Origin of the sequence: Bradyrhizobium sp. BWA-3-5, from assembly GCF_032917985.1 — a bacterium.
Taxonomy (GTDB): Bacteria; Pseudomonadota; Alphaproteobacteria; order Rhizobiales; family Xanthobacteraceae; genus Bradyrhizobium.
Window position 1 is genome coordinate 4,015,405 of the sequence record NZ_CP136626.1, and the last position, 26,667, is coordinate 4,042,071.

At 63.8% G+C, this 26,667-nt stretch carries 25 protein-coding genes, 1 tRNA gene and 1 pseudogene; 10 read left to right on the forward strand and 17 right to left on the reverse strand.

Annotation, left to right across the window (positions count from 1 at the left end):
• Positions 1-7 precede the first annotated feature (7 nt).
• The 4 genes and pseudogenes from RX331_RS19380 to RX331_RS19395 all read left to right on the forward strand — a co-directional run.
• Positions 8-288 (forward strand): annotated as a pseudogene (locus RX331_RS19380) (MBL fold metallo-hydrolase); the annotation flags it as partial.
• 220 nt (positions 289-508) lie between these two features.
• Positions 509-1,462, forward strand: coding sequence for an MBL fold metallo-hydrolase (locus RX331_RS19385; RefSeq protein WP_317251525.1), 954 nt, complete (start codon positions 509-511; stop codon positions 1,460-1,462).
• A 108-nt stretch (positions 1,463-1,570) separates the two neighbouring features.
• The gene (locus tag RX331_RS19390; protein WP_317251526.1) at positions 1,571-2,599 is read left to right on the forward strand and encodes an HlyD family secretion protein; all 1,029 of its coding nucleotides are present in this window, start codon (positions 1,571-1,573) and stop codon (positions 2,597-2,599) included.
• Positions 2,596-4,209 carry a DHA2 family efflux MFS transporter permease subunit gene (locus RX331_RS19395; RefSeq protein WP_410707873.1) on the forward strand — a complete coding sequence of 538 codons (1,614 nt, stop codon included), beginning with the start codon at positions 2,596-2,598 and terminating at the stop codon, positions 4,207-4,209. Before RX331_RS19390 ends, RX331_RS19395 begins: the two co-directional genes overlap by 4 nt.
• A 3-nt stretch (positions 4,210-4,212) precedes the next feature.
• Here RX331_RS19395 and ntrC read toward each other — a convergent pair whose 3' ends face one another.
• From ntrC to dusB, 3 genes are read right to left on the reverse strand one after another with little or no spacing between them, the layout of a single operon-like run.
• The gene (ntrC, locus tag RX331_RS19400; protein ID WP_283027732.1) at positions 4,213-5,655 is read right to left on the reverse strand and encodes a nitrogen regulation protein NR(I); all 1,443 of its coding nucleotides are present in this window, start codon (positions 5,653-5,655) and stop codon (positions 4,213-4,215) included.
• Positions 5,656-5,664: 9 nt separating this feature from the next.
• Positions 5,665-6,840: a nitrogen regulation protein NR(II) gene (locus RX331_RS19405; RefSeq protein WP_317251527.1), complete on the reverse strand. Its 1,176-nt coding sequence runs from the start codon at positions 6,838-6,840 to the stop codon at positions 5,665-5,667.
• Entirely contained in the window at positions 6,837-7,838 is a 1,002-nt protein-coding gene (dusB, locus tag RX331_RS19410; RefSeq protein ID WP_317258185.1) for a tRNA dihydrouridine synthase DusB, read from the reverse strand. Before dusB ends, RX331_RS19405 begins: the two co-directional genes overlap by 4 nt.
• A gap of 286 nt (positions 7,839-8,124) precedes the next feature.
• Here dusB and RX331_RS19415 point away from each other — a divergent pair, with 286 nt between their 5' ends.
• Positions 8,125-9,321, forward strand: coding sequence for a bifunctional 2-C-methyl-D-erythritol 4-phosphate cytidylyltransferase/2-C-methyl-D-erythritol 2,4-cyclodiphosphate synthase (locus tag RX331_RS19415; protein ID WP_317251528.1), 1,197 nt, complete (start codon positions 8,125-8,127; stop codon positions 9,319-9,321).
• 1 nt (position 9,322) lies between these two features.
• Positions 9,323-9,922 (forward strand): CinA family protein, encoded by a 600-nt coding sequence (locus RX331_RS19420; protein WP_317251529.1) that lies wholly within the window; start codon positions 9,323-9,325, stop codon positions 9,920-9,922.
• A 3-nt stretch (positions 9,923-9,925) separates the two neighbouring features.
• Here RX331_RS19420 and RX331_RS19425 read toward each other — a convergent pair whose 3' ends face one another.
• The gene (locus RX331_RS19425) at positions 9,926-11,605 is read right to left on the reverse strand and encodes a thiamine pyrophosphate-binding protein (protein WP_317251530.1); all 1,680 of its coding nucleotides are present in this window, start codon (positions 11,603-11,605) and stop codon (positions 9,926-9,928) included.
• Between the two features lie 102 nt (positions 11,606-11,707).
• Positions 11,708-12,628 (reverse strand): NAD(P)-dependent oxidoreductase, encoded by a 921-nt coding sequence (locus tag RX331_RS19430; RefSeq protein WP_317251531.1) that lies wholly within the window; start codon positions 12,626-12,628, stop codon positions 11,708-11,710.
• Positions 12,629-12,854: 226 nt separating this feature from the next.
• On the opposite strand from RX331_RS19430, the gene RX331_RS19435 reads away from it, so the two are divergent.
• The gene (locus RX331_RS19435) at positions 12,855-13,586 is read left to right on the forward strand and encodes a FadR/GntR family transcriptional regulator (RefSeq protein ID WP_317251532.1); all 732 of its coding nucleotides are present in this window, start codon (positions 12,855-12,857) and stop codon (positions 13,584-13,586) included.
• On the opposite strand, the gene RX331_RS19440 is transcribed toward RX331_RS19435, so the two are convergent.
• The 3 genes from RX331_RS19440 to lipA are packed head-to-tail and all read right to left on the reverse strand — an operon-like array spanning position 13,583 to position 15,562.
• Positions 13,583-14,050, reverse strand: coding sequence for a type II toxin-antitoxin system RatA family toxin (locus tag RX331_RS19440; RefSeq protein ID WP_317251533.1), 468 nt, complete (start codon positions 14,048-14,050; stop codon positions 13,583-13,585). The two genes, RX331_RS19435 and RX331_RS19440, sit on opposite strands and share 4 nt — an antisense overlap.
• Positions 14,050-14,586, reverse strand: coding sequence for a DNA topology modulation protein (locus RX331_RS19445; RefSeq protein ID WP_317251534.1), 537 nt, complete (start codon positions 14,584-14,586; stop codon positions 14,050-14,052). The genes RX331_RS19440 and RX331_RS19445 overlap by 1 nt, the downstream gene beginning before the upstream one ends.
• A 16-nt stretch (positions 14,587-14,602) precedes the next feature.
• Positions 14,603-15,562, reverse strand: coding sequence for a lipoyl synthase (gene lipA, locus RX331_RS19450; protein WP_317251535.1), 960 nt, complete (start codon positions 15,560-15,562; stop codon positions 14,603-14,605).
• Positions 15,563-15,718: 156 nt separating this feature from the next.
• Here lipA and RX331_RS19455 point away from each other — a divergent pair, with 156 nt between their 5' ends.
• On the forward strand, positions 15,719-16,336 hold the full coding sequence (locus RX331_RS19455) for a DNA-3-methyladenine glycosylase (RefSeq protein ID WP_317251536.1): 618 nt from the start codon (positions 15,719-15,721) through the stop codon (positions 16,334-16,336).
• Between the two features lie 765 nt (positions 16,337-17,101).
• Here RX331_RS19455 and RX331_RS19460 read toward each other — a convergent pair.
• The 6 genes from RX331_RS19460 to RX331_RS19485 all read right to left on the reverse strand — a co-directional run bounded on the left by RX331_RS19460 (position 17,102) and on the right by RX331_RS19485 (position 24,459).
• A complete protein-coding gene (locus RX331_RS19460; RefSeq protein WP_317251537.1) occupies positions 17,102-17,488 on the reverse strand; it encodes a VOC family protein in 387 nt (128 codons plus the stop codon).
• A 182-nt stretch (positions 17,489-17,670) separates the two neighbouring features.
• Entirely contained in the window at positions 17,671-20,538 is a 2,868-nt protein-coding gene (locus RX331_RS19465) for a valine--tRNA ligase (protein WP_317258186.1), read from the reverse strand.
• Positions 20,539-20,783: 245 nt separating this feature from the next.
• Positions 20,784-21,491 (reverse strand): DUF2497 domain-containing protein, encoded by a 708-nt coding sequence (locus RX331_RS19470; RefSeq protein ID WP_317251538.1) that lies wholly within the window; start codon positions 21,489-21,491, stop codon positions 20,784-20,786.
• Positions 21,492-21,800: 309 nt separating this feature from the next.
• Positions 21,801-23,207 carry a TolC family outer membrane protein gene (locus RX331_RS19475; protein WP_317251539.1) on the reverse strand — a complete coding sequence of 469 codons (1,407 nt, stop codon included), beginning with the start codon at positions 23,205-23,207 and terminating at the stop codon, positions 21,801-21,803.
• 249 nt (positions 23,208-23,456) lie between these two features.
• On the reverse strand, positions 23,457-24,122 hold the full coding sequence (locus RX331_RS19480) for a protein-L-isoaspartate O-methyltransferase (protein ID WP_317251540.1): 666 nt from the start codon (positions 24,120-24,122) through the stop codon (positions 23,457-23,459).
• A gap of 133 nt (positions 24,123-24,255) precedes the next feature.
• Positions 24,256-24,459 (reverse strand): hypothetical protein, encoded by a 204-nt coding sequence (locus RX331_RS19485; protein ID WP_317251541.1) that lies wholly within the window; start codon positions 24,457-24,459, stop codon positions 24,256-24,258.
• 286 nt (positions 24,460-24,745) lie between these two features.
• Here RX331_RS19485 and RX331_RS19490 point away from each other — a divergent pair.
• A tRNA-Asn gene (locus RX331_RS19490) sits at positions 24,746-24,820 on the forward strand.
• Positions 24,821-24,969: 149 nt separating this feature from the next.
• On the opposite strand, the gene RX331_RS19495 is transcribed toward RX331_RS19490, so the two are convergent.
• Together RX331_RS19495 and RX331_RS19500 are read right to left on the reverse strand one after the other, a co-directional pair.
• Entirely contained in the window at positions 24,970-25,455 is a 486-nt protein-coding gene (locus tag RX331_RS19495; protein WP_317251542.1) for a DUF1772 domain-containing protein, read from the reverse strand.
• A 2-nt stretch (positions 25,456-25,457) separates the two neighbouring features.
• On the reverse strand, positions 25,458-25,622 hold the full coding sequence (locus tag RX331_RS19500) for a hypothetical protein (RefSeq protein ID WP_317251543.1): 165 nt from the start codon (positions 25,620-25,622) through the stop codon (positions 25,458-25,460).
• Between the two features lie 99 nt (positions 25,623-25,721).
• On the opposite strand from RX331_RS19500, the gene RX331_RS19505 reads away from it, so the two are divergent.
• A complete protein-coding gene (locus tag RX331_RS19505; protein WP_317251544.1) occupies positions 25,722-26,375 on the forward strand; it encodes a TetR/AcrR family transcriptional regulator in 654 nt (217 codons plus the stop codon).
• A 7-nt stretch (positions 26,376-26,382) separates the two neighbouring features.
• Here RX331_RS19505 and RX331_RS19510 read toward each other — a convergent pair whose 3' ends face one another.
• Positions 26,383-26,640: a hypothetical protein gene (locus RX331_RS19510; protein WP_317251545.1), complete on the reverse strand. Its 258-nt coding sequence runs from the start codon at positions 26,638-26,640 to the stop codon at positions 26,383-26,385.
• Positions 26,641-26,667: the final 27 nt, after the last annotated feature.

The window sequence follows — 26,667 nt, forward strand, 5'->3', positions numbered from 1 at the left end:
CCTCCCCATGAAACAGGAGAAATACATGAGCCTGGATTACGCTTCACACACCTCGAACTCCGGCGCACAGAGTCCCAACGAGTTGGTTCCGTCGCGCTACGCCCTGCAGATCGGCGACATTGACGTGCTGGTGATCAGCGATGGCGTGCTTCCGCTCCCAACCGCGATGCTGGCCCACAAGTCGACCCGTCCATCCGGGCGGCCTGGCTGGACGACGTGTTCCTGCCGCCGGATGCGTTCGATTGGGCGCTGAACGTGGTCGTGGTGCGTAGCGGCAGCCAGACCATACCTGCCGTTCCCATCGGTCGGCCATGTGGCGGTCGACGGCGACGCCTTCGTTGGGTGCCGGCCATCTGGGACTACTGACCGCGGGTCGGATCAGAGCCGACCCGGAGTCACCGATCTCCGAGCACTTCACAGCATTGATCGCGCTTTCCACGCGGGAAGCACGGCCCATCCGGGATGAGCACCGCAGAGCGACGCAAACATCGAGCAGAGGAATTTCAAAATGAATGAGATGATCCGCAACATCAGGCAGAAGACAATCAAGGCCCTCGACAACACCTCGCATTCCGGCAGAGCGGCGCCCGACGAGTTGGTTCCGTCGCGCTACGCGCTGCGGGTCGGTGAGATTGACGTGCTGGTGATCAGCGATGGGGTGCTAACGCCGCCATCCGAATCTATGGCTACCAACGCCGATCCGGCCATGCGGTCGGCCTGGCTGGACGACATGTTCCTGTCGCGGGACTCGTTCGATTGGGCGCTGAACGAGGTCGTGGTGCGCAGTGGGGGCCAGACCATACTCATCGATAGTGGGCTCGGGATGGAATACCCCGACTTTCCGCGGGCAGGCCAATGGGGCCAGCGGCTCGAAGCCGCCGGCATCGATCTGGGGTCGGTGACTGACGTGGTGTTGACCCACATGCACTTTGATCATGTTGGCGGACTGCTCGTTGAGCGTGTGAAGGAGCGACTGCGCCCGGACTTGCGGATTCACGTGGCTGCCGCCGAGGTCAAGTTCTGGGCGTCGCCCGACTTCTCCCGCACGGCCATGCCACCGGCGCTCGCGGACTTGGCTGAACGGGCATCCAAGCAATTCCTGGAAGAATACCATAGACAGTTGCAGCCGTTCGAGGAGGAGTATGCGGTTGCGCCCGGAGTCGTCGTCCATCGCACCGGCGGCCACACTCCCGGGCACAGCGTGGTGCGTCTGGCGTCCGGCGGCGACCGGCTGATGTTTGCCGGCGACGCCATATTCCCGGTCTCGTTCGACCACCCCGACTGGCACAACGGCTTCGAACACGACCCTGAGGAAGCGACTCGCGTCCGGCTCGGGCTCTTCCGGGAGCTGGCGGAAACCGGCACATGGCTGGTGGCCACGCACATGCCGTTCCCATCCGTCGGCCGGGTGGCGGTCGCAGGCGACGGCTTTCGCTGGGTACCGGCCTGGTGGGACTACTGACCACTTGTTGGGGCAGGGCCGCAGGCGCCGCCCTGCTCCACTCGGCGGCACTGTTGCCTATGCTCTACCGCGGGTGAACATGCCTGGCTTTAGCTGCAGGAGACTGTCGTGACACGTCCCAACAAGAAGATAGTCGGCCTATCACTTTGCCTCAGCGCAGTCGTCGTGCTGGCTGGGGGCTGGACCTATGCCCGTTCGACCCGCACATTCACCGACAACGCCTACGTCAGAGGCGAGATGACCTCGCTCGCCCCAAAGGTTGCGGGCTACGTCACGGCCGTTGAGATTCAAGACAACCAGACCATTCGCGCCGGTGACGTCTTGTTCCGCATCGATGACCGGGACTATCGGGCGCGCCTTGCGCAAGCCGTGGCCAATGTTGAAGCCGCTCGAGCCCGGCTTACCAACGTCGAGGCGGAAACCAAACTCCAGCACGCGCTGATACGGCAGGCCGAGGCCCAAAGACTTGCAAGCGTGGCTGAGATGAATCTGGCCCACAAGGCATCCGATCGACGTCGAGAGCTGATCCGCACCAACACCGTAAGCCAGGCCCAGGTCGATGAGAGTGATGCTGCGCTCTCGAGAACCGAGGCAGGAGTATCCGCGGCATCCGCAACGGTGGAGGCCCAGCGACAACGCATCGTCGTCCTTGCCAGTCAGCAGGAAGCTGCTGTCGCTGCCGTGGCTCAGGCGGAGGCCGCGCGCGATCTCGCGCAGATCGATCTCGATAACACCGTGGTGCGTGCGCCGATCGACGGTGTGGTGGGTAACCGCCAGGTTCGTCTCGGCCGACTGGTTGCGCCCGGCACGTCCCTGCTGGACATCGTCCCCGTCAAAGACGTCTGGGTCGTCGCGAATTTCAAGGAAACCCAGATCGAACATATCCGACCCGGTCAGCGGGCTCGCATCACGGTGGACGGCTATCCACACCGGACGATTGAAGGGTTTGTGGACAGCTTTGCACCCGGCAGCGGGTCCGCATTCACCCTGCTCCCTACTGACAATGCCACCGGAAACTTCATTCGTGTCGTGCAGCGCGTGCCAGTGAAAATTCGCTTCAGCAGCAATCCATTGCCCGGCCGCGTGGTGCCCGGCCTCTCGGCCCGCGTCGAGATTGATCGTGGCAGCGGCACATGACCATGATTGCCAACACCATACGACGTCTTGACGGGCGCGCCGCAGGAGCCGCCCTTGTCGCGGGCATTGTGCTCGCTATCCTGACCGAGGCAATCGCGAGCACCGCGCTGTCGCTCGGCCGCAACGACATCATCGGCGACACCCATGCAACTCCTGACGAGTTCGCCTGGCTGGATGTCGGATACACGACCACGAAGTTTATCGGGTTCATGATCGCTGCCTGGCTCATGGCCCGCTTCGATCTCCGTCGCCTGGTCATCTGTTCGACGTTGCTCATGGGCGCAGCGTGCGGAATAGCCGCCATCACCGATCGGCTGGACTTGCTGATAGCGCTCCGGGCAATACAGGGCTTCAGCGGCGCCACCTTGCTCGTCGCCGGGCAGTCGATCATCTTCCTTGCCTATCCGCGCTCGCGGCAGCCGATCCTGCAAGCCCTATTTGCAATGGGGTCTGTCGTCGCTCCCGCCACCATCGCCCCGGCTCTCCAGGGGTGGCTCATCGACAGCCAATCATGGGCGTGGATATTCTTCGGCGTTGTTCCGGTGGCCCTCGCCGCGATCGGGCTGCTGTTGATCGCGGACGACGCGGTGCAATTTGCGAACGAGCGTTATCCACTCGATTGGATCGGTCTCGCGCTGATATCGGTTGCGTTCTTCTGCCTCACCTATGTCTTCAATCAGGGCAGCCGGTGGCGCTGGTTCGAGGAGTCCCGCATTGTCTGGCTGATCTTGATTGGCGTCACGGCCTTGCTGGCGTTTCTCGGTCAGCAGGCGGCGTCCAAAGCGCGAGGTGTGCTTGATTTCAGCGTGTTCCGGTCGGGCGACTTCTCCTTCGCCTTCATCGTCTGTTTCGTCGCCGGCGCTGCCTTATTCGGCAGCGCGTTCCTGATCCCATCCTTCGCCGTGTCCGTCCTCGCATTCACGCCTACCGATGCCGGACAGCTTCTGTTGCCAAGCGGCGCATTTTTCGCAGGCGCGCTCCTGGTGGCCGCCTTCCTTATGCAGGTTCGCGGCGCTTCGCCAATCGTCACAGTGCCGTTCGGCATCCTGATGATCATGATGGCGATGTGGATGCTGTCCGGCTCGACCAGCGAGAGCGGCGCCGACGACATGATGGTGCCAATCCTGCTGCGCGGCTTTGGGCTCGGATTCCTCTTTCTGTCGGTTACGCTGATCGCATTCAGCGATCTTGACGACCGCAGCCTCGCCTTCGGCATCGGCCTCTTCAATGCGGGCCGTCAGCTCGGCGGCTTGATCGGAGTAGCCGCGCTGCAGACCATCATCGACAATAATCTCACCGCCAATGCGACCGTGCTTGCCGCCAGCATTGCCTCAGGCGTCTCCGCCGTCGACGAACGGCTGGCAGCAACCAGCGCCATGCTCGTGGCACGGGGGATGGATGGTATGACCGCTGGCCGGGCTGCGATGGGCTTGCTCGGCCGGACCGTTATTGGCCAGTCCACCGTGATTGCCTTCGATACCGGGTTTGTCGCGATCGCCCTTCTCTTTCTCGTTGCTGCACCCGTGCTGGTCACCATCAAGATCGCGTTCACTTTGCGCGCGAAAATGCGTCTGGGGACCTCGGATGAAGCACCGATTTCCGCCCTATAATCCCTAGCCGCCGCTCCTGTAGACCTGGATATCGAGGTCCCTGATCTTCTTCCGCAGCGTATTGCGGTTGAGGCCGAGCAGGTCGGCGGCGCGAATCTGGTTGCCGCGCGTCGCCGCCAGCGCCGCGGTGAGCAGCGGGACCTCGATCTCCTTGAGGATGCGGTGGTAGAGGCCCGGCGGCGGCACGCCGTTCGGGAAGCCGGAGAAGTGCGAGGATAGGTAGGCTTCGACCGCGCCCCCGAGATTCTCCACGCCGATCGGCGCATTGCCGCCCGAGGTGACGGCCGGCGGAGCCAGTTCGCCATCGATCACCGAGGCCGTAATGACGTCCTGCGGGTAAAGCGCAGCGAGGCGGCGTGCGAGGTTTTCGAGCTCGCGGACGTTACCGGGCCAGCGGTGCTGCTTGAGCCGCTCCAGCGCCAGCGCGTCGAGCTTTTTCGGCGGCAGGCCATCCTTTTCGGCGAGCGAGAAGAAATGCCTGATCAGATCGGGCAGATCCTCGATCCGCTCGCGAAGTGGCGGCAGCCGCAGCGGCACCACGTTGAGGCGGAAGAACAGGTCCTCCCGGAACAGCCCCTGCTGGATCAGGATGCGCAGATCCTTGTTGCTGGCCGCCACGATCCGGACGTCGGTCTTGATCGGGGTGCGGCCACCGACAGTGGTGTATTCGCCCTGCTGCAGCACGCGTAGCAGCCGCGTCTGCGCCTCCATCGGCATGTCGCCGATTTCGTCGAGAAACAGCGTGCCGCCTTCGGCCTGTTCAAATCGGCCGGAAGCGCGGGTATTGGCGCCGGTGAACGCGCCGCGCTCATGGCCGAACAATTCGGATTCGATGAGGTCGCGCGGGATCGCCGCCATGTTGACGGCGACAAACGGGCCATTGCGGCGCTTGCCGTAGTCATGCAGCGCACGGGCGACCAGTTCCTTGCCGGTGCCGGACTCGCCGGAGATCATCACGGTGAGGTCGGTCTGCATCAGCCGCGCCAGCACCCGGTAGATCTCCTGCATCGCCGGCGAGCGGCCGACCAGCGGGATCGAGTCGAATTCGGAATCGTCGGCCGCACTCGTCACCCGCTCCTTCGGCTCGGCCAGCGCCCGGCCGACGATGGTGATGAGTTCCTTAAGGTCGAACGGTTTCGGCAGGTATTCGTAAGCGCCGCGCTCCGAGGCGCGGATCGCCGTCATGAAGGTGTTCTGCGCGCTCATGACGATGACGGGAAGGTTCGGCCGCATCTTCTTGATGCGCGGCAAGAGATCGAACGCGTTCTCGTCGGGCATCACCACGTCGGTGATGACCAGATCGCCCTCGCCCTGGCTTACCCAGCGCCACAGCGTCGCGGCGTTTCCGGTCAGGCGCACTTCGTATCCGGCGCGCGAAAGAGCCTGGTTCAAAACCGTGCGGATGGCGGTGTCGTCATCGGCAACGAGTATGCTACCTGCGGGCATCATTGTTCCTCATCTTGCGTCCTGTGAGGCAGGCGGCAGCGTACCCGGAACGCCGTCGCGGTTGCTTTGGTCGAACTGTTTGGCTGGATTGAACATCGGCATCAGCACGCGGAACGTCGTCTTCCGCGGCTGGGATTCACATTCGATGATGCCACCGTGATCCCCGACGATCTTGGCGACCAGCGCGAGGCCGAGGCCGCTCCCGGTCTGCTTCGTCGTCACGAAGGGATCGAACAGGTTCGGCAGCAGGTCCTCCGGCACGCCGGAGCCGTTGTCCTTGACGCAGAACTCGAGCGGCAGCGACACCCGCGATTTCTTGCCCGGCACCGACAGGCGGACGCCGGGGCGGAATGCGGTGGTGAGTTGAATCTCCGCGTCGCTGCCGAGATCGGCAACGGCTTCCGCGGCGTTTTTCACGAGGTTGAGGAACACCTGAATGAGCTGATCCTGATTGGCCAGCACCGGCGGCAGGGACGGATCGTATTCCTCGATGAAGCGGATGTTGCGGGCAAAGCCCGACTGCGCCAGCCGTTTGACGTGGTCGAGCACGGAATGGATGTTGACCGGCCCGCGCGCCACCGGGCGGTCGTCGCCGAACACTTCCATGCGGTCGACCAGGGTGACGATGCGGTCGGCCTCGTCGCAGATCAGCCGAGTCAGCATGCGGTCTTCGGAGGAAGCCGCCTGCTCCAGCAATTGCGCCGCCCCGCGAATCCCGGACAAGGGATTCTTGATCTCGTGCGCCAGCATCGCGGCAAGCGCGATCACCGAGCGCGCCGCGCTCCGGTGCGTGAGCTGCCGGTCCATCTTGTCGGCGATGGTGCGCTCCTGCAGCATCACGACGATATGGCCGGGCCGTTCGGTGAGCGGCGCAACGTGAAGGTCGACCTGGCGGTCGCCGCCGATGCGGGGCGTGCCGAGATCGACCTTGTATTCGTTGACCGGCGAGCCGCTCGCGCGCACCTGGTCGATCAGCGCCAACAGCGGACTGCCGAACGGCACCAGCTCTTTCAGGGACTGACGGCGCAAAAACTGCGTCGAGATTTCGAAGAAGGATTCGGCGGCGATATTGGCATCGACGATGCGGCCATCGGGCGCCACCAGCAACACCGGATTGGGCAACGCGTTGAGGATGGCCTCGCTGTCAGTGGGCACGGCGCGGCGATGCTCTGCGGCTGAACTCATGCTGCAGCACTCCATGCGAAATCGTCGAAAGCATCCTGCAGCGACCGGTGCACGCGGCGCGGGTCCTCTGACGTCAGGATCTTCTGCCGCCACCCCTTCAATGTCTCCGCTGGTGTGCGGCTATACTGGGCTGCAATCTCCAGCGCCCAGCCGAGATGCTTGCGGGCATGCTTGAGCCCGATGCGCAGCCCGTAATGGCTGCAGACCTCATCGTAGAGGGCGCGCACATGGGCAAGCTGTTCGCTGAGCGCCGGCGCGGTCTCGGCCTTACCGGTTTCGAGCCGTCGTCCGATCTGTCCCGGCAACCAGGGCTGGCCCTGTGCGCCGCGCCCGATCATCACGGCGTCCGCCCCTGAAGCCTCCAGCGCCTGTACGGCCTTATCGAATGAGGTGATATCGCCATTGACGACGAGCGGCACGGAGACCGCGTCGCTCACCGCGCGCACGGCCCTCCAATTCGCCTCGCCTTTATAGAACTGGCAACGCGTGCGGCCGTGCACGGTGATCATCTGCACGCCAGCGGCCTCCGCGCGGCGAGCCAGTTCAGGCGCGTTGAGCGAGCGATCGTCCCAGCCGAGCCGCATCTTCAACGTCACCGGCACATTCACTGCCGCAATCGTGGCTTCGATCAGCTTGAGCGCATGATCGAGATCGCGCATCAGCGCCGAGCCGGACTGCCCGCCGGTGACGTGACGCGCCGGGCAGCCCATGTTGATATCGATGATGTCGGCTCCGCCGGCTTCCGCAACGCGGGCGCCCTCCGCCATCCAGTGCGCCTCGCAGCCCGCCAGCTGAACAACATGCGGTCCGATCCCCGCTCTCTCGCAGCGCAGAACCGACATCGGCCGGCCGTGCACAAGTTCATCGCTGGCGGTCATCTCGGAGACGACCAGTCCGGCGCCGAGGCGGGCAGCCAGGCGCCTGAAAGGGGCATCGGTGACGCCGGACATCGGCGCCAGGAGAACCCGGTTGGCGACAGCAATTTCGCCTATTTTCAACGGCTTAGAGCGCGAACTTTCCGGGCCGGTCACGGCGTTCTCATGGTTGGGGCGGCGGCATCATTGCAACCGTCGACGCCTATTTTGAGCACAAATCTTGGGCAGTCAAGCTTCTTGCCTACACTTTAGACAGAACTATCATTTGTGCAAGTGCACTGCAACAAAAACTGCTTTTCCCACAGGTGATGGGAATCACTCTGTTTTCCGTATTCGTCATGGTAAGGGCTGTGCGCCGGCGCGGCCGATACCCCTCCTCAACCCCAATTCATTCCGCAATTGAGTCCAGATGCCCAAACCTGAGCGCACCGCAGCCATCCTCGTCGCAGCCGGACGCGGGCTACGCGCCGGAGCCGGCGGGCCGAAGCAATATCGCGAGATCGGCGGGCAGACCGTGATCTTCCGGGCCATGCAGGCGTTCTGCCGGCATCCGGACGTGTTCGCCGTGCAACCGGTGGTCAATCCCGATGATGCCGCGATCTTCGGTGAAGCCGTCGCGGGGCTGCGCCATCAGCCGCCAACCAATGGTGGCGCTACGCGCCAGGCATCGGTGCATGCCGGGCTCGAGGCGCTGGCGGTGGAGAAGCCGGACATCGTTCTGATCCACGATGCGGCGCGTCCTTTCGTTACACCCGACGTCATTTCGCGCGCGATCGACGCTGTCGGCCGGACCGGCGCTGCCGTTCCGACCATTCCGGTCACCGACACGGTCAAGCGGGTCTGTGATGCCGGCAACGTCGAGGCGACTCCGGACCGTACAAAGCTGCGGATCGCGCAAACGCCGCAGGCGTTTCGCTTCGATGTCATCCTCGATGCCCACCGGCGCGCCGCGCGCGAGGGCCGCAATGATTTCACAGATGATGCGGCACTCGCGGAGTGGGCGGGATTGACGGTAGCGACCTTTGAAGGCGATCCTGCAAACATGAAACTGACAACGCCAGAAGATTTCGTCCGCGAGGAAGCTCGCCTCGCCGCTCAGCTCGGCGACATCAGGACCGGTACCGGTTACGACGTGCACGCCTTCGGCGATGGCGATCATCTGATGCTCTGCGGCGTACGGGTGCCGCACACCCGCGGCTTCCTCGCTCATTCCGACGGCGATGTCGGCCTTCACGCCCTGGTCGACGCCATCCTCGGCGCGCTGGCGGACGGCGATATCGGCTCGCACTTTCCGCCGAGCGATCCGCAGTGGAAGGGCGCGGCCTCCGACAAATTCCTGAAATACGCTGTCGATCGCGTCACGGCGCGCGGCGGCCGAATAGCGAATCTCGAAGTCACGATGATCTGCGAGCGTCCCAAGATCGGGCCGCTGCGCGATGTCATGCGCGCGCGGATTGCGGACATTACCGGGGTCAATATCTCCCGCGTCGCGGTAAAGGCGACGACCAGCGAACGGCTCGGCTTCACCGGCCGCGAGGAAGGCATCGCCGCCACCGCGAGCGCCACCATCCGCCTGCCTTGGAACGATAAAGGTTGGGGCGAGTAAAATGAGCGGCAGCGACGCGCGCGCCCTTTCCCGCTCGCTGCTCGATCTGTGCCGGATGCGCAAGCTGACGATCGCGACGGCGGAATCCTGTACGGGAGGCCTGGTCGCCGGCGCGCTCACCGACATCCCCGGATCGTCCGACGTGATCGATCGCGGCTTCGTCACCTATTCCAACGAGGCCAAGCGCGCGATGCTTGGCGTCAAGCTTTCGACACTTACAACCTTCGGCGCCGTGAGCAAGGAAACCGCGACGGCGATGGCGGTCGGCGCGCTGGAAAAGGCCGGCGTTGATCTTGCGGTATCCATTACGGGCATCGCAGGCCCGGGCGGCGCCACGCCCGGCAAGCCTGTCGGCCTCGTCCATTTCGCGGTCGCCTCGCGCGACGGAAAGATCGTGCACCGCGAGTTCCGCTTCGGCGCCATCGGCCGCACCACGGTGCGGCAGCGCTCCGTGGTGGAAGCGCTGCGGATGTTGATGGAGCTGGCGCGCGGACCGCAGCCGCCGATCAAACCGCGCCAGACGATGAGCCGGCTGCGACCGCGGGTGGCGCGGACGCCGAGGCGCAGCGCCGTCAAGCGACGCCGGCCAACGCGGAGTTAAGAGTCAGTCCCGGCCCTGCGCGGCCAGCGCCTTGGCGCGCGTTTCGCTGAGTGAAGCCATCGGTGTCAATGCTTCCGGGCTGATTGTAAGCTCGATGATGGCCGGCAGGCCGCTGGCGACGGCTTCGTCGAAAGCACGCGCAAAATCTTCCGTCCGGTCGACACGGGCGCCGAAACCGCCGCAGGCGCGGGCGAGCGCTGCAAAGTCAGGGTTGGCGAGATCGGTCCCGGAAACGCGGCCCGGATAACTCCGCTCCTGATGCATCCGGATCGTACCGTACATGCCGTTGTTGCATACGATCACGATCAGAGGCAGCCGATTTTCGACCGCTGTCATGAACTCCAACCCGGTCATCTGGAAACAGCCGTCGCCGGCAAAGCAGATGACCATACGTTCCGGATGCTGCAGCTTGGCGGCAACCGCGGCCGGCAGGCCATAGCCCATGGAGCCCGACGTCGGCGCGAGCTCGGTGCGGTACTGCCGATAGCGCCAGAAGCGGTGCACCCAGACCGCATAATTGCCGGCACCGTTGCAGATGATGGTGTCGTGGGGCAAGCGGTCGCTCAAGCCGCGCACGACCTGCGATAGCTGCACATCGCCGGGCGACTTGGTCGGCTCGGCAAAAGCGAGGTAGTCGGCGTGCGCGTTCCTGACGTAGTCGGCGCGCGATTGATGCTTCGGCGCCAGCCCCTTGATCGCCGCCGCAAAGGCCGCGCTGCTCGCGACCACGCCGAGCGTCGGCGAATAGACGCGGCCGATCTCTTCCGGATCGGGATAGACATGAACCAGCGGTTGCTTCGGCTTCGGAATATCGAACATCGTGTAGCCGGAGGTGGTGGCCTCGCCGAGCCGTGCGCCAAGCGCGATCACCAGGTCGCTGCTCCTGATACGCTCGGCGATCTTGGCATCGAGGCCGATGCCAACATGACCGCCGTAGCAGGGATGCAGATTGTCGAAATAGTCCTGACAGCGGAACGAGACGCCGACCGGCACTTCATGCGCTGCGGCAAATGCTTCGAGATCTCGGCGGGCCTGCTCACTCCAGCCGCCGCCACCGACGATCAGGAACGGCTTCTTCGCTGCCGACAGCAGCGCATGGAACTGCCGCAAACCGCCATCGTCGGGCGCGATCGGAAGCGGGTTAAAAGGCGGCGCATCTGGCACGTCGGCGGTGTCGGTGAGCATATCCTCGGGCAGCGCCAGCACGACCGGGCCGGGACGGCCCGAGGTCGCGGTGAAGAAAGCGCGCGAGATCAACTCCGGAATCCGCCGCGCATCATCGATCTGGGCGACCCATTTCGCCATCGGGCCAAACATCTGGCGATAGTCGATTTCCTGGAACGCTTCGCGCTCCATCATGTCGCGGCCGACCTGCCCGAGCAGCAGGATCAGCGGCGTCGAATCCTGGAACGCAACATGGATGCCGGAAGATGCGTTGGTGGCGCCCGGGCCGCGGGTGGCAAACACGATGCCGGGCTTTCCCGTCAGCTTGCCATAGGCCTCCGCCATCATGGCGGCGCCGCCCTCCTGCCGGGCATTGATGAACCGCACGCGCTGGCTCTGATACATGCCGTCAAGAGCCGCCAGGAAGCTTTCACCGGGAACGCCGAACACGGTGTCGGCGCCGTGCAGGGCCAATTGTTCGATGAGAATATGCCCACCGGTCCGAATTTTTGCGTCCATCGCCTCGTTCCCTCCGCTTGCGGGATTACGGATTTGGGACCGGCTTAAAGAATGGCGCCGGCACCAGCAACCAGTTTCGTGGGAAACCAGATATGCCGCCGGTCATATTCCTTGATGCTCTTTCGGACCTACCCGTGCCTCAACGCCGGTCACCGCCTCATAGGCCTTGATCACGGCGGTGCAGGACTCGCCGTCATGCCCCAGCAGCGCCGCCTGCCGGTAGGTCTGGTGCACAGCCTCGGCCATGAATCCAGGCAGGCCCGCCTCCTCCAGCCAGCGCGCGTAATAGCGCACGTCCTTGCGGGCATTCGCCAGCGACATCAGCGGGGTGAAGTCGCCATCAAGCGTCGCTTGGCCATAGAGATCGAGCATGCCGCTCTTGCCGCCGGCCGCCGAGATGATGCGGATCAGCTGGGAAAGATCGAGTCCGTCCTTGGCTGCGAGCGCAAATCCCTCGCACCACGCCGCCACATTGGCGAAGGCGATGTAATTGTGAATGAGCTTGAGGCGGATGGCGTGGCCGAGCGGGCCGATATGGAAGATATTTTCGGCATAGAGCTCAAAATAGGGTCTGAGGTCATCAAGTAGATCGCGCTCGCCGCCGAACAGCACGTTGACCTTGCCGATATCGGCGTGCTTTGGGGTCCGCGTCATCGGTGCCTCGGCGTACCGGCCGCCGGCCGCGCGCACCATGCGATCGAGCTTGGCGACCATCTGCGGACTGCCCGTGGTGTGATCGACGATGAGGAATCCCGGGGCGGGACCGGCGAGCAGCCCGTCGCGGCAGATCATCAGCGCCTCGACATCCTCCGCTTCATTGACGCAGGTCATGATGATGCGGCAGGTGTCGCGGATTTCCTGAATGGTTTTCGCAGCGTTCGCGCCAAGCGACTTGGCGACTGCGACGGCGGCGGGGTTAAGGTCGTAGGCGGTGACTGCCACGCCCTTTGCGACGAGGTTCTTCACCAACCCGCGCCCCATTCCTCCAAGGCCGATAAAGCCAACGCGTTCAAATTTCGTCATCTCCGGCCCTTGTCTTGGTTTGACGTACCCTTGGGAACATCTAGCGTTCGCAAAGCGCTAGCATTTGCTCTCACTGCCTTTCTCTTCTCGGCTATCACGCTCACAGGCTGTCTGACAACTCGATTAATTCATTGCATTCCTTGACTTATTTCGATATGGCTGCGCGCAGGCGGGGATCACAGTCGTGGCGTCCCCGCTAGCGGCACCATTTGGGCAGGACAATCTGGTGAAATTCAAATCCCTTGAGCGCGGCCCCTCATTGCCGGAGGAGATTGTCGCCAGCCTGACCAGCGCCCTGCACGCAGGCGAACTTCGGCCGGGCGATCGCCTGCCCTCCGAACAAGCCTTGGCGACCGAGTTCGGCGTTGCACGGACGGTCGTGAGAGAGGCCATCTCGCAGCTCAAATACGACGGCATCGTCCAGAGCCGCGTCGGCGTCGGCGCGTTCATCGCGCCGCCGCAAGAACGGACGGCATTTCGCATCAGCCCCGCGTGTTTCCAGAAGCGCAAGGAGTTGTTGAAGTTGCTGCGCCTGCGCAACGGCGTCGTCATCGAGGTCGCGGCGGACGCCGCACAGGCGCGCTCCAAGCGCGACATCGCTCGCATGGAAGCCATTCTGGGGGAGATGCGGCAAGCCATTGGAGATCGCGAACATGGCGCCGAGCGCCATTTTGAGGCCGAACGTCAGCTCATCCATGTCATCGCAAAGGTGGCGGACAACGAGCACGCGCTCAACTTCATCGTGATGATTGACGGCCAGATTGCCGAAAAGCTTCGTTCCGTCGCCGTCAAGAACACCAAGGCGACCGAGCTAGCCGCGGTCGCGATCGAAGAACAGGCGGATCTCGTCGAGGCGATTAAACGTGGCGATCCCGTCGCGGCGCGGGATAAGGCTCGCAAGCACTATGATAACGCTGCGCAGCGCTTGGCCGATCGCGCTGATCTTGCCGACGTCTAGCCAGGCCGCCCCGCCTTGCCGTAGATCACATCCGCCCGCTTCTCGAACGCGGCGGCGAAGCGTTGGAACGCGGTGTCGAACATCGTTCCCATTAGCATCGCCAGCATCCGGCTCTTGAACTCGTAGGACAGGAAGAACCCGACGTCGCAGTCGGTTTCCGATTTCGCTTCGAACGTCCAGCGGTTTTCCAGATTGCTGAACGGGCCGCGCAGATATTCGACCATGATTTTCAGGTTCGGCCGATCCAGCGTCACGCGGCTGGTGAAAGATTCCCGAACCAGCTTGAACGATACCGTCATGTCGGCAACGACGACTTCGGTGCCGTCGGCCTTCGACGTCCGCTGACGGATTTTCAGCGACTGGCACAGCGGCACGAATTCCGGATAGCGCTCGACATCGGCGACCAGGTCGAACATTTGCGACGCCGTATGATGAACCCGCCGCTTGCTTGAAAAGCGCGGCATCAGTGCATACTCGCCCGGTTCGGAATCATTGCAAGTTCGCGGAGATAGTGGTCCGCCTGCATGCGGTCGGTAAAAGTGATGAACGTCTGGTCGGGACGCAATCCCTCGAAATACGCGAGGAGCTTCGGCCTCTGCTTTTCTCGAAATGTCCAGACATAGCGAAGAAATTTGAAGTCGATTCTCTCCGGGCAGCCCTCGCCCATCTCCGGGCGAACGCGGCCATAGCTGCGAGCGACTCGTTTCACTATACCGGACATGCAGGTCCTGCGCGGCAAGTCGAACCAGATCACGGTGTCGCTGGCGTCGCGGCGCAGTTGGACGAGATGCGAGGTGAAGTTCCCATCCATGATCCAACGCGGCTGCCGTGCCGCCTCGGTCACGCGCTCCCTGAACTCCGCCCTGTCCGATTCCACCCAGCCGGGTTTCCAGAACAGCGCGTCCAGCGACACGAAAGGAATGCCTGTAATCTCGGACAACCGCATGGCAAACGTCGACTTGCCGGACCCCGACGATCCCATGACGAGAACGCGTTGCATTGGCTCAATCCGACGGCTAGCGGCCACGCGCAATGCGCGCTGCCTGCAGCTTGGCGAAATCTTCGCCCGCATGATGCGACGAGCGGGTCAGCGGGCTCGCCGACACCATCAAAAACCCCTTGGTGTAGGCGACCTTCTCGTAGCCGGCGAACTCATCGGGCGTGACGTAGCGCATCACCGCATGGTGCTTGCGGGTCGGCTGCAGATACTGCCCGATGGTCAGGAAATCGACATCCGCAGAGCGCAGATCGTCCATCACCTGCAACACCTCGTGGCGCTCCTCGCCGAGGCCAACCATGATGCCCGACTTGGTAAAGATGGTCGGATCGATCTCCTTGACCCGCTGCAAAAGCCGGATCGAGTGGAAGTAGCGCGCGCCCGGGCGCACGGTGAGATAACGCGCCGGCACGGTTTCCAGATTGTGGTTGAACACGTCGGGCTTGGCCGCCGCCACCACCTCCAGCGCGCCTTCCTTGCGCAGGAAGTCCGGCGTCAGGATCTCGATGGTCGTGGTCGGACAGCGCGCGCGGATGGCGCGGATGGTTCGGGCAAAATGCTCGGCGCCGCCGTCGGCGAGATCGTCGCGATCGACCGAGGTCACGACCACGTGGGTCAGTCCGAGCTTGAAGGTCGCCTCCGCGACATATTCGGGCTCGTTGCTATCCAGCGCACCGGGCATGCCGGTCTTGACGTTGCAGAACGCACAGGCCCGCGTGCAGGTGTCCCCCATGATCATGAAGGTGGCGTGCTTTTTGTCCCAGCACTCGCCGATATTCGGGCAGCCGGCCTCCTCGCACACCGTGACGAGGCCGTTCTCCTTGACGATCTTGCGCGTGTCCGCATAGCCGCGCGTGTTCGGCGCCCGCACCCTTATCCAGTCCGGCTTGGGCGGCGACAGCGCGTCGGGCCGGTTCACCTTTTCTGGGTGACGCGGACGGACCTGGTTCAAGGAGACGGTATCGACGAGGACGACCATATTAAGTCCGGAAATGGCGAGAATACCTAGCTAATCCGTGTCGGTCGGGGCTGCAACCCGGTTGCGCACGGGCCTGCAATCCGTCTCGCGAAAGGCGGTGGAAACGTGCAACATAATGACGAATTTCATCCGTCCCGCGAACGATTCTCACCTGAAATGGCTCGAAACCCCAAGGATGCCGCGAAGCCTGCCGCGTCCACCGCTCCCCGGCTCGGCAAGCCGCTAAAGCGCTCGTTTTTCGGCCGCAGCGTGCATGAGGTCGCGCCCGACCTGATCGGGGCAACGCTGCTGGTCGACGGCGTTGGCGGCATCATCACCGAGGTCGAGGCCTATCACCATACCGACCCGGCCGCGCATTCCTTCAATGGGCCGACGCCGCGCAACCGCGTGATGTTCGGCCCGCCCGGCTTTGCCTATGTCTACCGTTCCTACGGCATCCACTGGTGCGTGAACTTCGTCTGCGAGGCGGAAGGCTCCGCCAGCGCCGTCCTGATCCGCGCGCTCGAGCCGACCCATGGCCTGCCCGCCATGCGCCGCCGCCGCGGCCTTGAGGAAGCCCGCGCTTTGTGCTCGGGCCCGGGCAAGCTCTGCGAGGCGCTCGGCATCACGATCAAGCACAATGAACTGCCGCTCGATCAGCCACCGTTCGCGCTGCATGCGCGCATGGGCAGGGCGGAGACGGTTGCCGGCGTGCGGATCGGAATTACCAAGGCGGTCGATCTGCCATGGCGCTACGGGCTGAAGGGGTCGAAGTTCTGGAGCAAGCCGTTTTGACCACTCACGCTACCTCATGCTGGAGCCGTCATTGCGAGCAAAACGAAGCAATCCATTTCGCCGCATGTGAGGACAGATGGATTGTTTGTTCTATTCACTCATCGCAATGACGTGAGTAGTCACCAATGGCGCCAAGCGCCGCAGCCCTGCAAGCGGCGCTACATGTCAACGCTGACCGATCCGCAGGGCTTGAAGGTTTGGAGCGAGCGACCGCGCAAGCACCCCTCATGTTTCTGGGCGTAGGCAAGCAAGCCCATGACGATCAAAGCTACCACGACCAATCCGGCTACGAGGTTCTGCCCCATGGCTGCCACTCCCCGGTGAACTCACCAAGAGGATGACCGCGCGAATCGTAGGCGTCAACGCCGGCGTCCGCGCCGACGCCACTGGCTGAATGCAATGTCCGGGACACGGCGGCCGTCTCCGCACCGTATTCCTACGGGCGGAACGCCGTGCCATTTTCTAGCTTGAATGAATTAAACTGCTGCCTGCCTTACGGGCAGCATGAAAACACGTCGGTACGAAAGATGAAGACTTCGATCGCCGTAGTTGATCCTGAGATAGTTGGGGCCTGCAATTGCGTATGCCGTCAGTGTGGCAACCAAATGCAGCATGTGGCTGATTTGCCCGAGACTGCTCGCTTCAAGGCGGCCTCGATCTTTCGCTGCGATCAATGCAAGTGCATCGCGCGAAGTGACCTCGACGAAGGTTGATGGGCGCCGCTCGCGCGGGTTACGCCATTACCGTTTTCGATAGGTCGGCAACTCACATCGCCCGATGACACACCGCCTCGACCTTGTTGCCGTCGGGATCGCGCAGGAAGGCGCCGTAATAGGCCGAGTGATAGTGACGCAGGCCCGGCGGGCCATCGTCGGTGCCGCCGGCGGCGATTCCGGCGCGCCAGAAGGCGTCGACCTCCTCGCGTGACTTCGCCTTGAAGCACCAGTGGCGGCTGACGGCCTCGTCCGGCTCCGGGCCACGGTAGATTGCGATATAGACTCGATCTGGATACTGCGCGTCCGCCCGCTCGCCATAGCCGAGCCAGCGGTCGCTGCGTCCAACCTTGACGACGCCGAGCGCGGCCATGATCGCGTCGTAGAAGCGTTCGGCGGCACCGAAGTCGGAGACGGTGATCGAGACGTGGTCCAGCATCGGGTCAGGTCCTCGATGACGATTCATTTCTCAGCCGTCATTGCGAGCCGAGCGAAGCAAATCCATCGTACGGCAGAACGAATAGATGGATTGCTTCCGCCTTCGCTCTACGAGCTACGGCGGACAAGTCGTCGTTTCGCTCCTTGCCAATAAGGGAGATGGTTCAGCGCTCCTCGCGTTGGTCAGGACGCCATCTTCAGCCGCTCCAATGCTTCCTGCAGCTTGGCCTTGCGCGCGACCGCGGCCTCGCGCTTTTCCTTTTCTTCCTCGACGATCTCTTCGGGCGCGTTGGCGACGAATTTTTCGTTGCCGAGCTTGGCGTCGACGCGCTTGATGTCGGCATCGGCCTTGACGATTTCCTTGTCGAGCCGGGTTTTTTCCGCGGCCAGGTCAATCACGCCCTTGAGCGGCAGCGCGACGACTTCGCCGCGCACGAGAAGCTGCACCGCGCCTTCCGGCAGGCCGTCGGAAAAGTCGATGGCGGCGAGCCGCGCCAGACGCTTGACGATGTCGTTCCAGCGCTGGGCGCGTTCCTGCGTCTCCGCCGATGCACCTGACAGCACCACCGGGATCAATGTCGCCGGCGGGATGTTCATTTCCGATCGCACCGAGCGGATGGCGGTGACGAGATCGACCACCCAGCCGATTTCGGCTTCGGCGGCGGGATCGCTGAAATCGCGGTCATCGAGCGCGGCCATCGCCGGCGCGATCAGGGCATCGCCGGGGCCTGCGGTTGCCATCGACGCGATCTGCTCGGCCGTGACTGCGTTCGCCTTGCGCGGCCATTCGGCGAGCACGAGCAAGCCCTCGCGCGCGGCCGTCACCGCCCAGAGCTCCTCGGTGATGAACGGCATGAACGGATGCAGCAATTTGAGGATCTCGTCGCGCGCCCAGGCGATCATGGCGCGGGTCTCGGTCTTGGCCGCACCCTCCTCGCCCATCAGCACGGGTTTGGCGAGCTCGACATACCAGTCGCAATAGACGTTCCAGACGAAGCGATAGATCGCGTTCGCCGCATCGTTGAAGCGATAGCCCTCGAGTGCCTCGGTGACTTCGCGCGTGGCGCGCGACGTCTCATGCGCGATCCAGCGGTTAAGCGTCTCCTTGGCCGCCGCCGGATCGAAGCCGGCCGGCTGCGTGCAACCGTTCATCTCGGCGAAACGGCAGGCGTTCCAGAGTTTGGTCGCAAAGTTGCGGTTGGTCTCGACGAGCTGCGGCGACAGTTTGATGTCGTGGCTATGGGCCGCGCCACGCGCCAGCGCAAAGCGCAGCGCGTCCGCGCCATATTCGTCGATCACACCGAGCGGATCGATGACGTTGCCTTTCGACTTCGACATCTTGGCGCCCTTCTCGTCGCGAACCAGGCGGTGGATGTAGACGGTCGAGAATGGCGCATCTTTCATGAAGTGCAGGCCCATCATCATCATGCGGGCGACCCAGAAGAAGATGATGTCCCAGCCGGTGACGAGGACGTTGGTCGGATAATAACGCTTCACTTCCGGCGTCTCGTCGGGCCAGCCGAGCGTCGAGAACGGCCAGAGCGCGGACGAGAACCAGGTGTCGAGCACGTCCTCGTCGCGGGTGATGAAGCCCTCGCGCTTGGCGGGGTTTCCCGCCATCTCGCGGCCCTGCTCTTCGCTGATGACCTCCTGCTCGACGTAGTAGCCGAGCGCGTTGCCAACGGCTTCCTCCTCGGTCTCGGCGACGAACACCTTGCCGTCCGGACCGTACCAGGCCGGGATCTGGTGGCCCCACCAGAGCTGGCGCGAGATGCACCAGGGCTGGATGTTCTCCATCCACTCGAAGTAGGTTTTTTCCCAGTTCTTCGGCACGAAGGTCGTCGCGCCCGAGCGCACCGCCGCGATCGCCGGCTGCGCCATGGTGTGCGCATCGACATACCACTGGTCGGTCAGATACGGCTCGATCACCGTGTTGGAGCGGTCGCCGTGCGGCACCATGTGCGTGTTCGGCTCGATCTTCTCCAGAAACCCAAAATCCTCCAGCCGCGCCACGATCTTCTTGCGCGCGGCGAAGCGATCGACATTGTGCAGCTCTTGCGCCAACGTCAGCGCGCCTTCCGGCAATCCGCGCAGATAATCTTCATTGTCGACGAGCGCCATCGAGCCCTCGCGATCGAACACGTTGATCTGCGGCAGGTTATGGCGCTTGCCGACCTCGAAGTCGTTGAAGTCGTGCGCCGGCGTGATCTTGACCGCGCCCGAGCCCTTCTCGGGATCGGCGTAGTCGTCACCGATGATGGGAATGCGGCGGCCAACCAGCGGCAGGATGACGTGCTGGCCGATCAGATGCCCGATCCGCTCGTTCTCCGGATGGATCGCAACGGCGGTATCGCCGAGCATCGTCTCGGGCCGCGTGGTCGCCACGACGACGAACGTCGTGGGATCGTCGGGGCTGAAATTCTGGCCCTCGATCGGATAGCGCAGATACCATAGGCTGCCTTTGACCTCGACCTGTTGCACTTCGAGATCGGAGATCGCGGTGAGCAGCTTGGTGTCCCAGTTCACCAGCCGCTTGTCCTTGTAGATCAGCCCCTCGCGGTGCAGTTCGACGAACACTTTCACGACCGCGCGCGACAGCCCCTCGTCCATCGTGAAGCGCTCGCGCGACCAGTCGCAGGAAGCGCCGAGGCGCTTCAACTGATTGACGATGGCCCCGCCGCTCTCCGCCTTCCACTGCCAGACGCGCTCGAGAAATTTGGCGCGGCCGATATCGCGGCGGCCCGGCTCCTGCCGCTCCATCAACTGCCGCTCGACCACCATCTGGGTAGCGATGCCCGCATGGTCGGTACCCGGCTGCCACAGCACGTCGCGGCCGCGCATGCGCTCGAAGCGACACAGCACGTCCTGCAACGTGTTGTTGAGCGCGTGGCCCATATGCAGCGAGCCCGTCACGTTCGGCGGCGGGATCACGATGGTGAACGGCGCAGCATCTTTGCGCTCGGGACGGCCGGCCTTGAACGCGCCGCTCTCCTCCCAGATCAGGGACATGCGGCTTTCGATATCGGCGGGCTGGTAGTTTTTCTCGATCATGACGGTGCAGTTGGGGTGTTGGGCGTTCTCGAGCAATCCGTCGCCGGCGCGCCCAAGGAATACGCATTCAAAACAACGTGGTAGCGCCAGGTTCTAGCGAGATCGGCGCCGGACGGCCCCTAGAAAGCCGCCGCAGCGCTTCAAGTCAACCTGACAAGTCAACTTCGAAGACGGCAGGAAGCCATGATGACGGCCAGTTGAGCGGCCGAAAGCAGCATTGGAGCCGTCTCGTTGGGACGCGGGAACTAGCGCCCGCGCGAGACCCGCTCGATTTCGGCCTTGACGATCCGCTCGACCAGCCCCGGCAAATTGTCGTCCAGCCAGGACTTGAGCATCGGCCGCAGCATTTCCTTGACCAGATCCTCAAGCGTCCGCGCATTGTTGCTGAGGACGGTATTGGCCAGCGAATTGAAGGCTGATTCCACGGCGGATACCGTTGTACGCGACAAGATCGGTTGCTGGGGCGTGCTGTCGTAGGAAGGTTCGTGGGCCGGTTGCCGGTTTCTGGATTCGCTGAATTCAATGTCGTCGGCGGGTTCGATCTTGCTGAACGACGAAGGTGGCGGCGGTGCCGGATCAGGCAGCGCCATCTCGTCGGTAAGTTCGAACACGTCGGGCTCGGGCGGCGGCGCCGGCCGGACCTCGGGCTCCGGCGCCGCCGCATCGAGGCTCGCCAGCATGGCGTCGATGTCGTCCTGGCTGTTGCTGACGGCCGCTGCTGGGGCCGGCGCAGGCGGCGGCGGTGCTGGAGCAGGCTTGGGCGCAGCCGCCGGCTTCGGCGGCGGGGCGATTGCCGACGGCGGAATGTCCTTCATCACGGGCTTTGGGGGCGGCGCGGCGGCGGCTTCCGGCTTGGCAGCCGCTGGCTTCGCCTCGTCGTCGGCGATGATACGACGGATCGACGCCAAAATCTCCTCCATCGAGGGTTCTTGGACCTTCGCAGGTTGCGTCATCTCCGACTCCACATCGAAACCATTTTACACCAAAGCCACGAAGGAATTGCCGGTTCCGGATATGCAGGCCGGGATTTTCACCGCACAAGCCTGACTTCTCCCCAGATCAGACCTACCCGCAGCAACCGTGCGGGAGCCCTATTCCCCTCAAGACGACCCGCGCCCCCCGGATACGAGGACGCGGCGCGAATCGCCCAGCTCGCCCCGGAAACGGTACGTCATGGCTGTAAATGATTGCAAGCAAAGCGCCCGGCGCTTCAGGCGCCGGGCGACGATATTGCTCCTGTGTTGCGCCTGAAGGCGACGATATCAGCGGCCGTCGGGCGTACGAACGCCGGCCCAGCTGTCGCGCACCTGATGATAATGCACGCTCGGATCGTAGATCGTGGTCGGCAGGTTGAGCACCTGCGGCGACAGCCGGCCCACCTTGTCGAGCACGGAATAGGACGCCACCACGCGATCGTGCTGCGCGGTGACCAGCGCGACGCGTGCGTTGACCAGCGCCTGCTGCGCGTTCAACACGTCGAGCGTGGTGCGCTGTCCGGCCTTGGCTTCCTCGCGCACGCCGTTCAGGGCGATTTCAGAGGCCTGCACCTGCGACTGGGCGGAGGCGACCTGCGCCTTGCCGGCGACGAGCTGGCCCCATGCCGTGACGACGTTGGCGCGGGTCTGGTCGCGGGTCTGATCGAGCACGAGACGCTGCTGCGCCGCCGTTTCCTTGGACTGGCGGATCAGCGAATATTCGCTGCCGCCCTGATAGATCGGCACGTTGAGCTGCGTGGTCACGGACGCGCCGAACGAGCGGTACTGGATCAGGCTCTGCTCGTAGGACTGCTGCACCGCTGCTTGAAGCGTGACGGTGGGGAGTAGCGCGCCCTCCGCCACCTTGACCTGCAGGTAGCTGACGTCGATGCCGAACATCGCCGCGGTGACGTTCGGATTCTGTATCAGGCCGAGCTCGACGGCCGCCGGCAGCGTCGCGGGCAGGAAACGGTCGACCGGCGAGCCCGGCGCCAGATTTTCCGGCTCGTTGCCGATGATGCGGCGGAAATTCGAGCGCGTCGTCGTCAGATTGGCTTCAGCCGTCAGGAGCTGCGTCTTGCCGGCGGCGAGTTGCGCTTCCGACTGCGCAACGTCCGTGCGGGTGACTTCGCCGACATTGAAGCGGTCGCGCGTCTGCTTCAGCGTCTGCTCGAGCACGCGCACGTTGCTCTTCTGCACCTCGACGATCGCCGAATCGCGCAGATAGTCCATGTAGGTCGTGGCGGCGCTGAGCAGCACGGTCGATTCGATTGCCCGCAGAGCCTCGCGCGCGCCCGAAACCTGGCCTTCGGCGGCCCTGGTGCGGTTGGCGGTCTGCTGGCCGTTGAACAGCGTCTGCGTGACCGTCGCACCGACGCTCCGCGGCGGATTGGCGCCGTGAATGTTGGTTTTCACGAGATTGGTCGGGGTGCCGCCCTGCGTGCTCAACGTATCCGTATATTGGTAGCCCGCGCTCGCCGTGACCGCGACCTTCGGGCGGTAGCCCGACAACGCCTGCGGCACAGCTTCGTCGGTCACGCGCACCTGGGCGCGCTGCGCATTGAGCTGCGGATTGCCTTGATAGGCGCGCACCAGCGCCGCCTCGATCGTATCGGCCAAGGCGGGCATCGGGCCCATACAAGATAATAGAAGGGCCGAGGCCGCCGCCCCGGTAAATGCCTTCACCCCACGCATCCCAAGCAATCCAATCGTTATTTTGATCGCCGGCCCATGACCATGCTCGCACATGATTGTTAACCGAACGTCGCTTCACTCGAAGTGAGTCCCGGCTCACCTTAGTCCGCACGTAAGCCGGACGGAACCACCCAGCAAGCGAACTCCGTCGAAACTCTTCACGTGGGGCAAACGGGCCACACTTCTGATTTCGAAGGGGATTTAGCCGGCAGTGGAGGGCAAATATTGGGCGAGGAAGGGGCTGAAACGCTAGAAAACGAAGGCCGGAACGAGTTCCATGCCGGGCAGCAGCGGGGCAGCGGCATCGAATAGCGCACGATGACCGTAATCGCCGTGCGAAGCGGTCACGATGCCCGCCCGCGCCGGCCGTGATGTTGCAAAAACGCCGACCAATCGGCCGCCATTGCGCAACTGGGCGTAGAGTTGCTCCGGCACGATGCCGGTGGCGCCGTTCAGCACGATGACATCATAGGGCGCCTTGGCCGAATGGCCGTCGGCCGGCGCTGCGGTTCGGACCGCGACATTTTCACAGCCGTTCTGGGCCAGAATCGCCTGCGCCTTCGTCGCCAGCGTCGAATCGCTCTCCGTCGCCGTCACCTCCGCGGCAAGCCGCGCGACGATCGCGGCGGCATAGCCGGTGGCGCAGCCGACCACCAGGACGCGGTCGCTCGCCTTGATCTCGGCCGCCTGCAGCATCTTCGCCAGCACCGCCGGCTTGATCAGATAGCGCTTGGCCGCCCCCCCTTCGCTGACGTCGAGATCGAGGTCCAGGTAGGCCAGTGCCTGCCTGTTTTCGGGGACGAAGGCCTCGCGCGGCACCGCCAGCATGGCATCAAGAATGCGGATATCGGTCACGTCGCTAGGACGCACCTGACCATCGACCATATTCTGGCGCGCGGTCGCAAAACCGGACATAGGCTAAGACCCCGAAAGCATGCGGCATGGCCGCCGAAACAGCTGAAAGTTGGGTCATCTTTGGTACAAGCGGGCACAAAACGCAACAAGCGCCCCCGTCCCGCGCTGATAACCGCCGGCTGCGGCGCGCCGCCTACTCGATCGTGACAGCGAGCCGCGCCATCAACCGCGCCACCTCATCGAGATGTTCGGCATCATGCGCTTCAACGGCTTGCGCGAGCCGAAGCAGGCATTCGTCATCGCTCATGGCGTCAATCTCATGATCGCTCACAGCGGGAACATCGCCCGGAACGATCGAGGGCACCGCGCGGATCTGGTCGGTCACAATGGCTGGCATCGAATCAGCTCCCCGTGAGGCCCGGCACGACCGAGCCTTTTGGCCTGATTGAGTCGAATTGGCGGCCCGCCCGACATCGCGGCCGAGGCCCCTGTGGATGACGAAATCGGGCGCATCCGGTTCCCGTCGATCCCCTCGGCTCAGGGGTGAAACGACGACAAATCGTTGTGACGCTGGGATTTTCCGCTGCCGCTTCTGGCCGTAGCACAAACGGCGATTTGGTCCTTTGCAAGCCCGAAAGGCTTTGTTATACGCTCCCCGCATCGCGAACCTCTTGTTCGCCTATTCCTCGGTAGCTCAGCGGTAGAGCATTCGACTGTTAATCGAATGGTCGCTGGTTCGAATCCAGCCCGGGGAGCCAGCGCCTTTTGTTGCGCCGGCGCTGTCGGCGTCGTGGCCTATCGCCGCAAACGCAGCGGCAGTGCGCTGACCGCGGCCTGGTCGCCTCAGCCGAAGTAACGCACAAGGGCCCCCGAGCCGGCCGGCTTTTTCTATGGGCGCGGTCGCAGCCTAGCGCGCGGCGATTGCGGCGATGAACAGCGCGCAGGCTGCGGTGGACGTGATCGTCCGCACGTGATTCCAGGCCGTCCAATCCGCCAGGTAGCGCGCCCATAGCGCGGCGGCCTCATGGCTCACGGGATCAGTCGCAGCAAGCGCGTTGTTCAGCGGCACGTTGAAGATCATCGTGACGACGAACATGCCGAGCCCATAGAGCACGCCGCCGGCGATCATCGCCATCGCGCCCGGCTCGCCGAAGCGAAACAGCCCTGTCACCGCGAGCGCGGCGCCTGCCGCCGTCGTTGCCAGGAAGATCGGCAGGAACAGCGACTGTACGATCGCGACATTGATCGCATTCATCGCCGCCATGCCGGCCGCCTGCCCGATCCGGCCGAGCGCCGTCATGATGAAAGTCGAGAAGGCGAAGTAAAGCCCGGCGAGCAGGCCGCAGCCGATTGCGGCAAACCACAGCAAGCCCGTGAGCAGTATCTGCAGCATGATCATGCCCTCCAGATACCGGTCGCCGCGGATCGGCGGGCGTAATCGGCAAAGATCCGCGCGGGACGGTCCCGCGCCGCCTCGACGCCACGCGCCTGCAAGAGCGCGGGCACGCGCGCATCCGTCTTGCCCCCGCCGCCGATGATCAGGATCGGAAGTTCTGCCATGGGAATTCCTTTCGAGAGCAATACGAGAATATCTCGTATTTGCTAAACGCGATAAATTCTCGTATTAGTAACGTCAAGTCGCGTTTCTGTGAGGAGCCCATGGCGAAGGCAAAGATCGGACCGAGACTGGCCGAACCTGCTGCGCCTGCATTGGCGCGACTGGTCCCGGCCCAGCAGCGCAGCCGCGAGCGGTTTGAAAAGATTCTGGAATGCGCGGCGGCGCTGATGGCCGAGAAAGGCAGCGAGGCCTTCCGCATGAGCGACGTCGTCGAACGCAGCGGCGTGCCGTTCGGTTCGCTCTACCAATATTTTCCCGACAAGACGGCGATCATCGGCACGCTGGCGGAGCGCTACAACGCGGTCGGCCGCGACTGCGTCCGCCGCGACCTTGCGACGGTGAAGAGTATCCGCGATCTGCATCCGGCGCTGTGCCGCATCACCGACAGCTACTACCGGATGTTCGCGGAGGTGCCCGTTATGCGAGACATCTGGCAGGCGACGCAGGCCGACCGCGCCTTGCAGAGGCTCGACGAAGAGGATGGTGCCTATCTCGCCGGGTTGCTCGCCGACGCGCTGCGGCGGATCGCGCCCAATGCGCAGGCAACCGCCCTCGCCTCGTTTTCACAATTGATCATGACGCTGATCGCCGCCACCGTCCGCCACGCCATCACGCAGGATGCCAAGGAAGCCGCGCGCATCCTGAACCTGTTCAAGCGGATGCTGCCAAGGAATCTGGCGGCGCTGGAGATTTGAGCGAGGCTTACCGCTCGAATACCGCGGCGCAGGCCGGGCTCAGGCTGCCCTTCTGCCGGCGCAGGCAAGCGGTGATCGCCCGGACGTTCGGGATCTCGCCGGCACATAGCCGATAGACGTCGGGCGTGCAGGCCTTGCGCTGTTCGGGGGTGCCTTGCTGGGCATGCACCGAACCGCCCTCCATCACAGCAAACAGAAATCCGAGCGCCAGAGCCCGGCGGAAGCGATAGGAAAGCTCCGCACGTCGCACCAACCTAGCCTTCATCGCCGCGTCTCCGAGCATGGCGCCGCT

Bases quoted from the DNA above. Each gene is read 5' to 3' on its own strand.
- RX331_RS19385 (WP_317251525.1), top strand. From the start codon at position 509: ATGAATGAGATGATCCGCAACATCAGGCAGAAGACAATCAAGGCCCTC.
- RX331_RS19395 (WP_410707873.1), top strand. From the start codon at position 2,596: ATGACCATGATTGCCAACACCATACGACGTCTTGACGGGCGCGCCGCA.
- ntrC (WP_283027732.1), bottom strand. From the start codon at position 5,655: ATGCCCGCAGGTAGCATACTCGTTGCCGATGACGACACCGCCATCCGC.
- RX331_RS19405 (WP_317251527.1), bottom strand. From the start codon at position 6,840: ATGAGTTCAGCCGCAGAGCATCGCCGCGCCGTGCCCACTGACAGCGAG.
- RX331_RS19415 (WP_317251528.1), top strand. From the start codon at position 8,125: ATGCCCAAACCTGAGCGCACCGCAGCCATCCTCGTCGCAGCCGGACGC.
- RX331_RS19420 (WP_317251529.1), top strand. From the start codon at position 9,323: ATGAGCGGCAGCGACGCGCGCGCCCTTTCCCGCTCGCTGCTCGATCTG.
- RX331_RS19425 (WP_317251530.1), bottom strand. From the start codon at position 11,605: ATGGACGCAAAAATTCGGACCGGTGGGCATATTCTCATCGAACAATTG.
- RX331_RS19430 (WP_317251531.1), bottom strand. From the start codon at position 12,628: ATGACGAAATTTGAACGCGTTGGCTTTATCGGCCTTGGAGGAATGGGG.
- RX331_RS19440 (WP_317251533.1), bottom strand. From the start codon at position 14,050: ATGCCGCGCTTTTCAAGCAAGCGGCGGGTTCATCATACGGCGTCGCAA.
- RX331_RS19445 (WP_317251534.1), bottom strand. From the start codon at position 14,586: ATGCAACGCGTTCTCGTCATGGGATCGTCGGGGTCCGGCAAGTCGACG.
- lipA (WP_317251535.1), bottom strand. From the start codon at position 15,562: ATGGTCGTCCTCGTCGATACCGTCTCCTTGAACCAGGTCCGTCCGCGT.
- RX331_RS19455 (WP_317251536.1), top strand. From the start codon at position 15,719: ATGGCTCGAAACCCCAAGGATGCCGCGAAGCCTGCCGCGTCCACCGCT.
- RX331_RS19460 (WP_317251537.1), bottom strand. From the start codon at position 17,488: ATGCTGGACCACGTCTCGATCACCGTCTCCGACTTCGGTGCCGCCGAA.
- RX331_RS19465 (WP_317258186.1), bottom strand. From the start codon at position 20,538: ATGATCGAGAAAAACTACCAGCCCGCCGATATCGAAAGCCGCATGTCC.
- RX331_RS19470 (WP_317251538.1), bottom strand. From the start codon at position 21,491: ATGACGCAACCTGCGAAGGTCCAAGAACCCTCGATGGAGGAGATTTTG.
- RX331_RS19475 (WP_317251539.1), bottom strand. From the start codon at position 23,207: ATGCGTGGGGTGAAGGCATTTACCGGGGCGGCGGCCTCGGCCCTTCTA.
- RX331_RS19480 (WP_317251540.1), bottom strand. From the start codon at position 24,122: ATGTCCGGTTTTGCGACCGCGCGCCAGAATATGGTCGATGGTCAGGTG.
- RX331_RS19485 (WP_317251541.1), bottom strand. From the start codon at position 24,459: ATGCCAGCCATTGTGACCGACCAGATCCGCGCGGTGCCCTCGATCGTT.
- RX331_RS19495 (WP_317251542.1), bottom strand. From the start codon at position 25,455: ATGCTGCAGATACTGCTCACGGGCTTGCTGTGGTTTGCCGCAATCGGC.
- RX331_RS19500 (WP_317251543.1), bottom strand. From the start codon at position 25,622: ATGGCAGAACTTCCGATCCTGATCATCGGCGGCGGGGGCAAGACGGAT.
- RX331_RS19505 (WP_317251544.1), top strand. From the start codon at position 25,722: ATGGCGAAGGCAAAGATCGGACCGAGACTGGCCGAACCTGCTGCGCCT.
- RX331_RS19510 (WP_317251545.1), bottom strand. From the start codon at position 26,640: ATGAAGGCTAGGTTGGTGCGACGTGCGGAGCTTTCCTATCGCTTCCGC.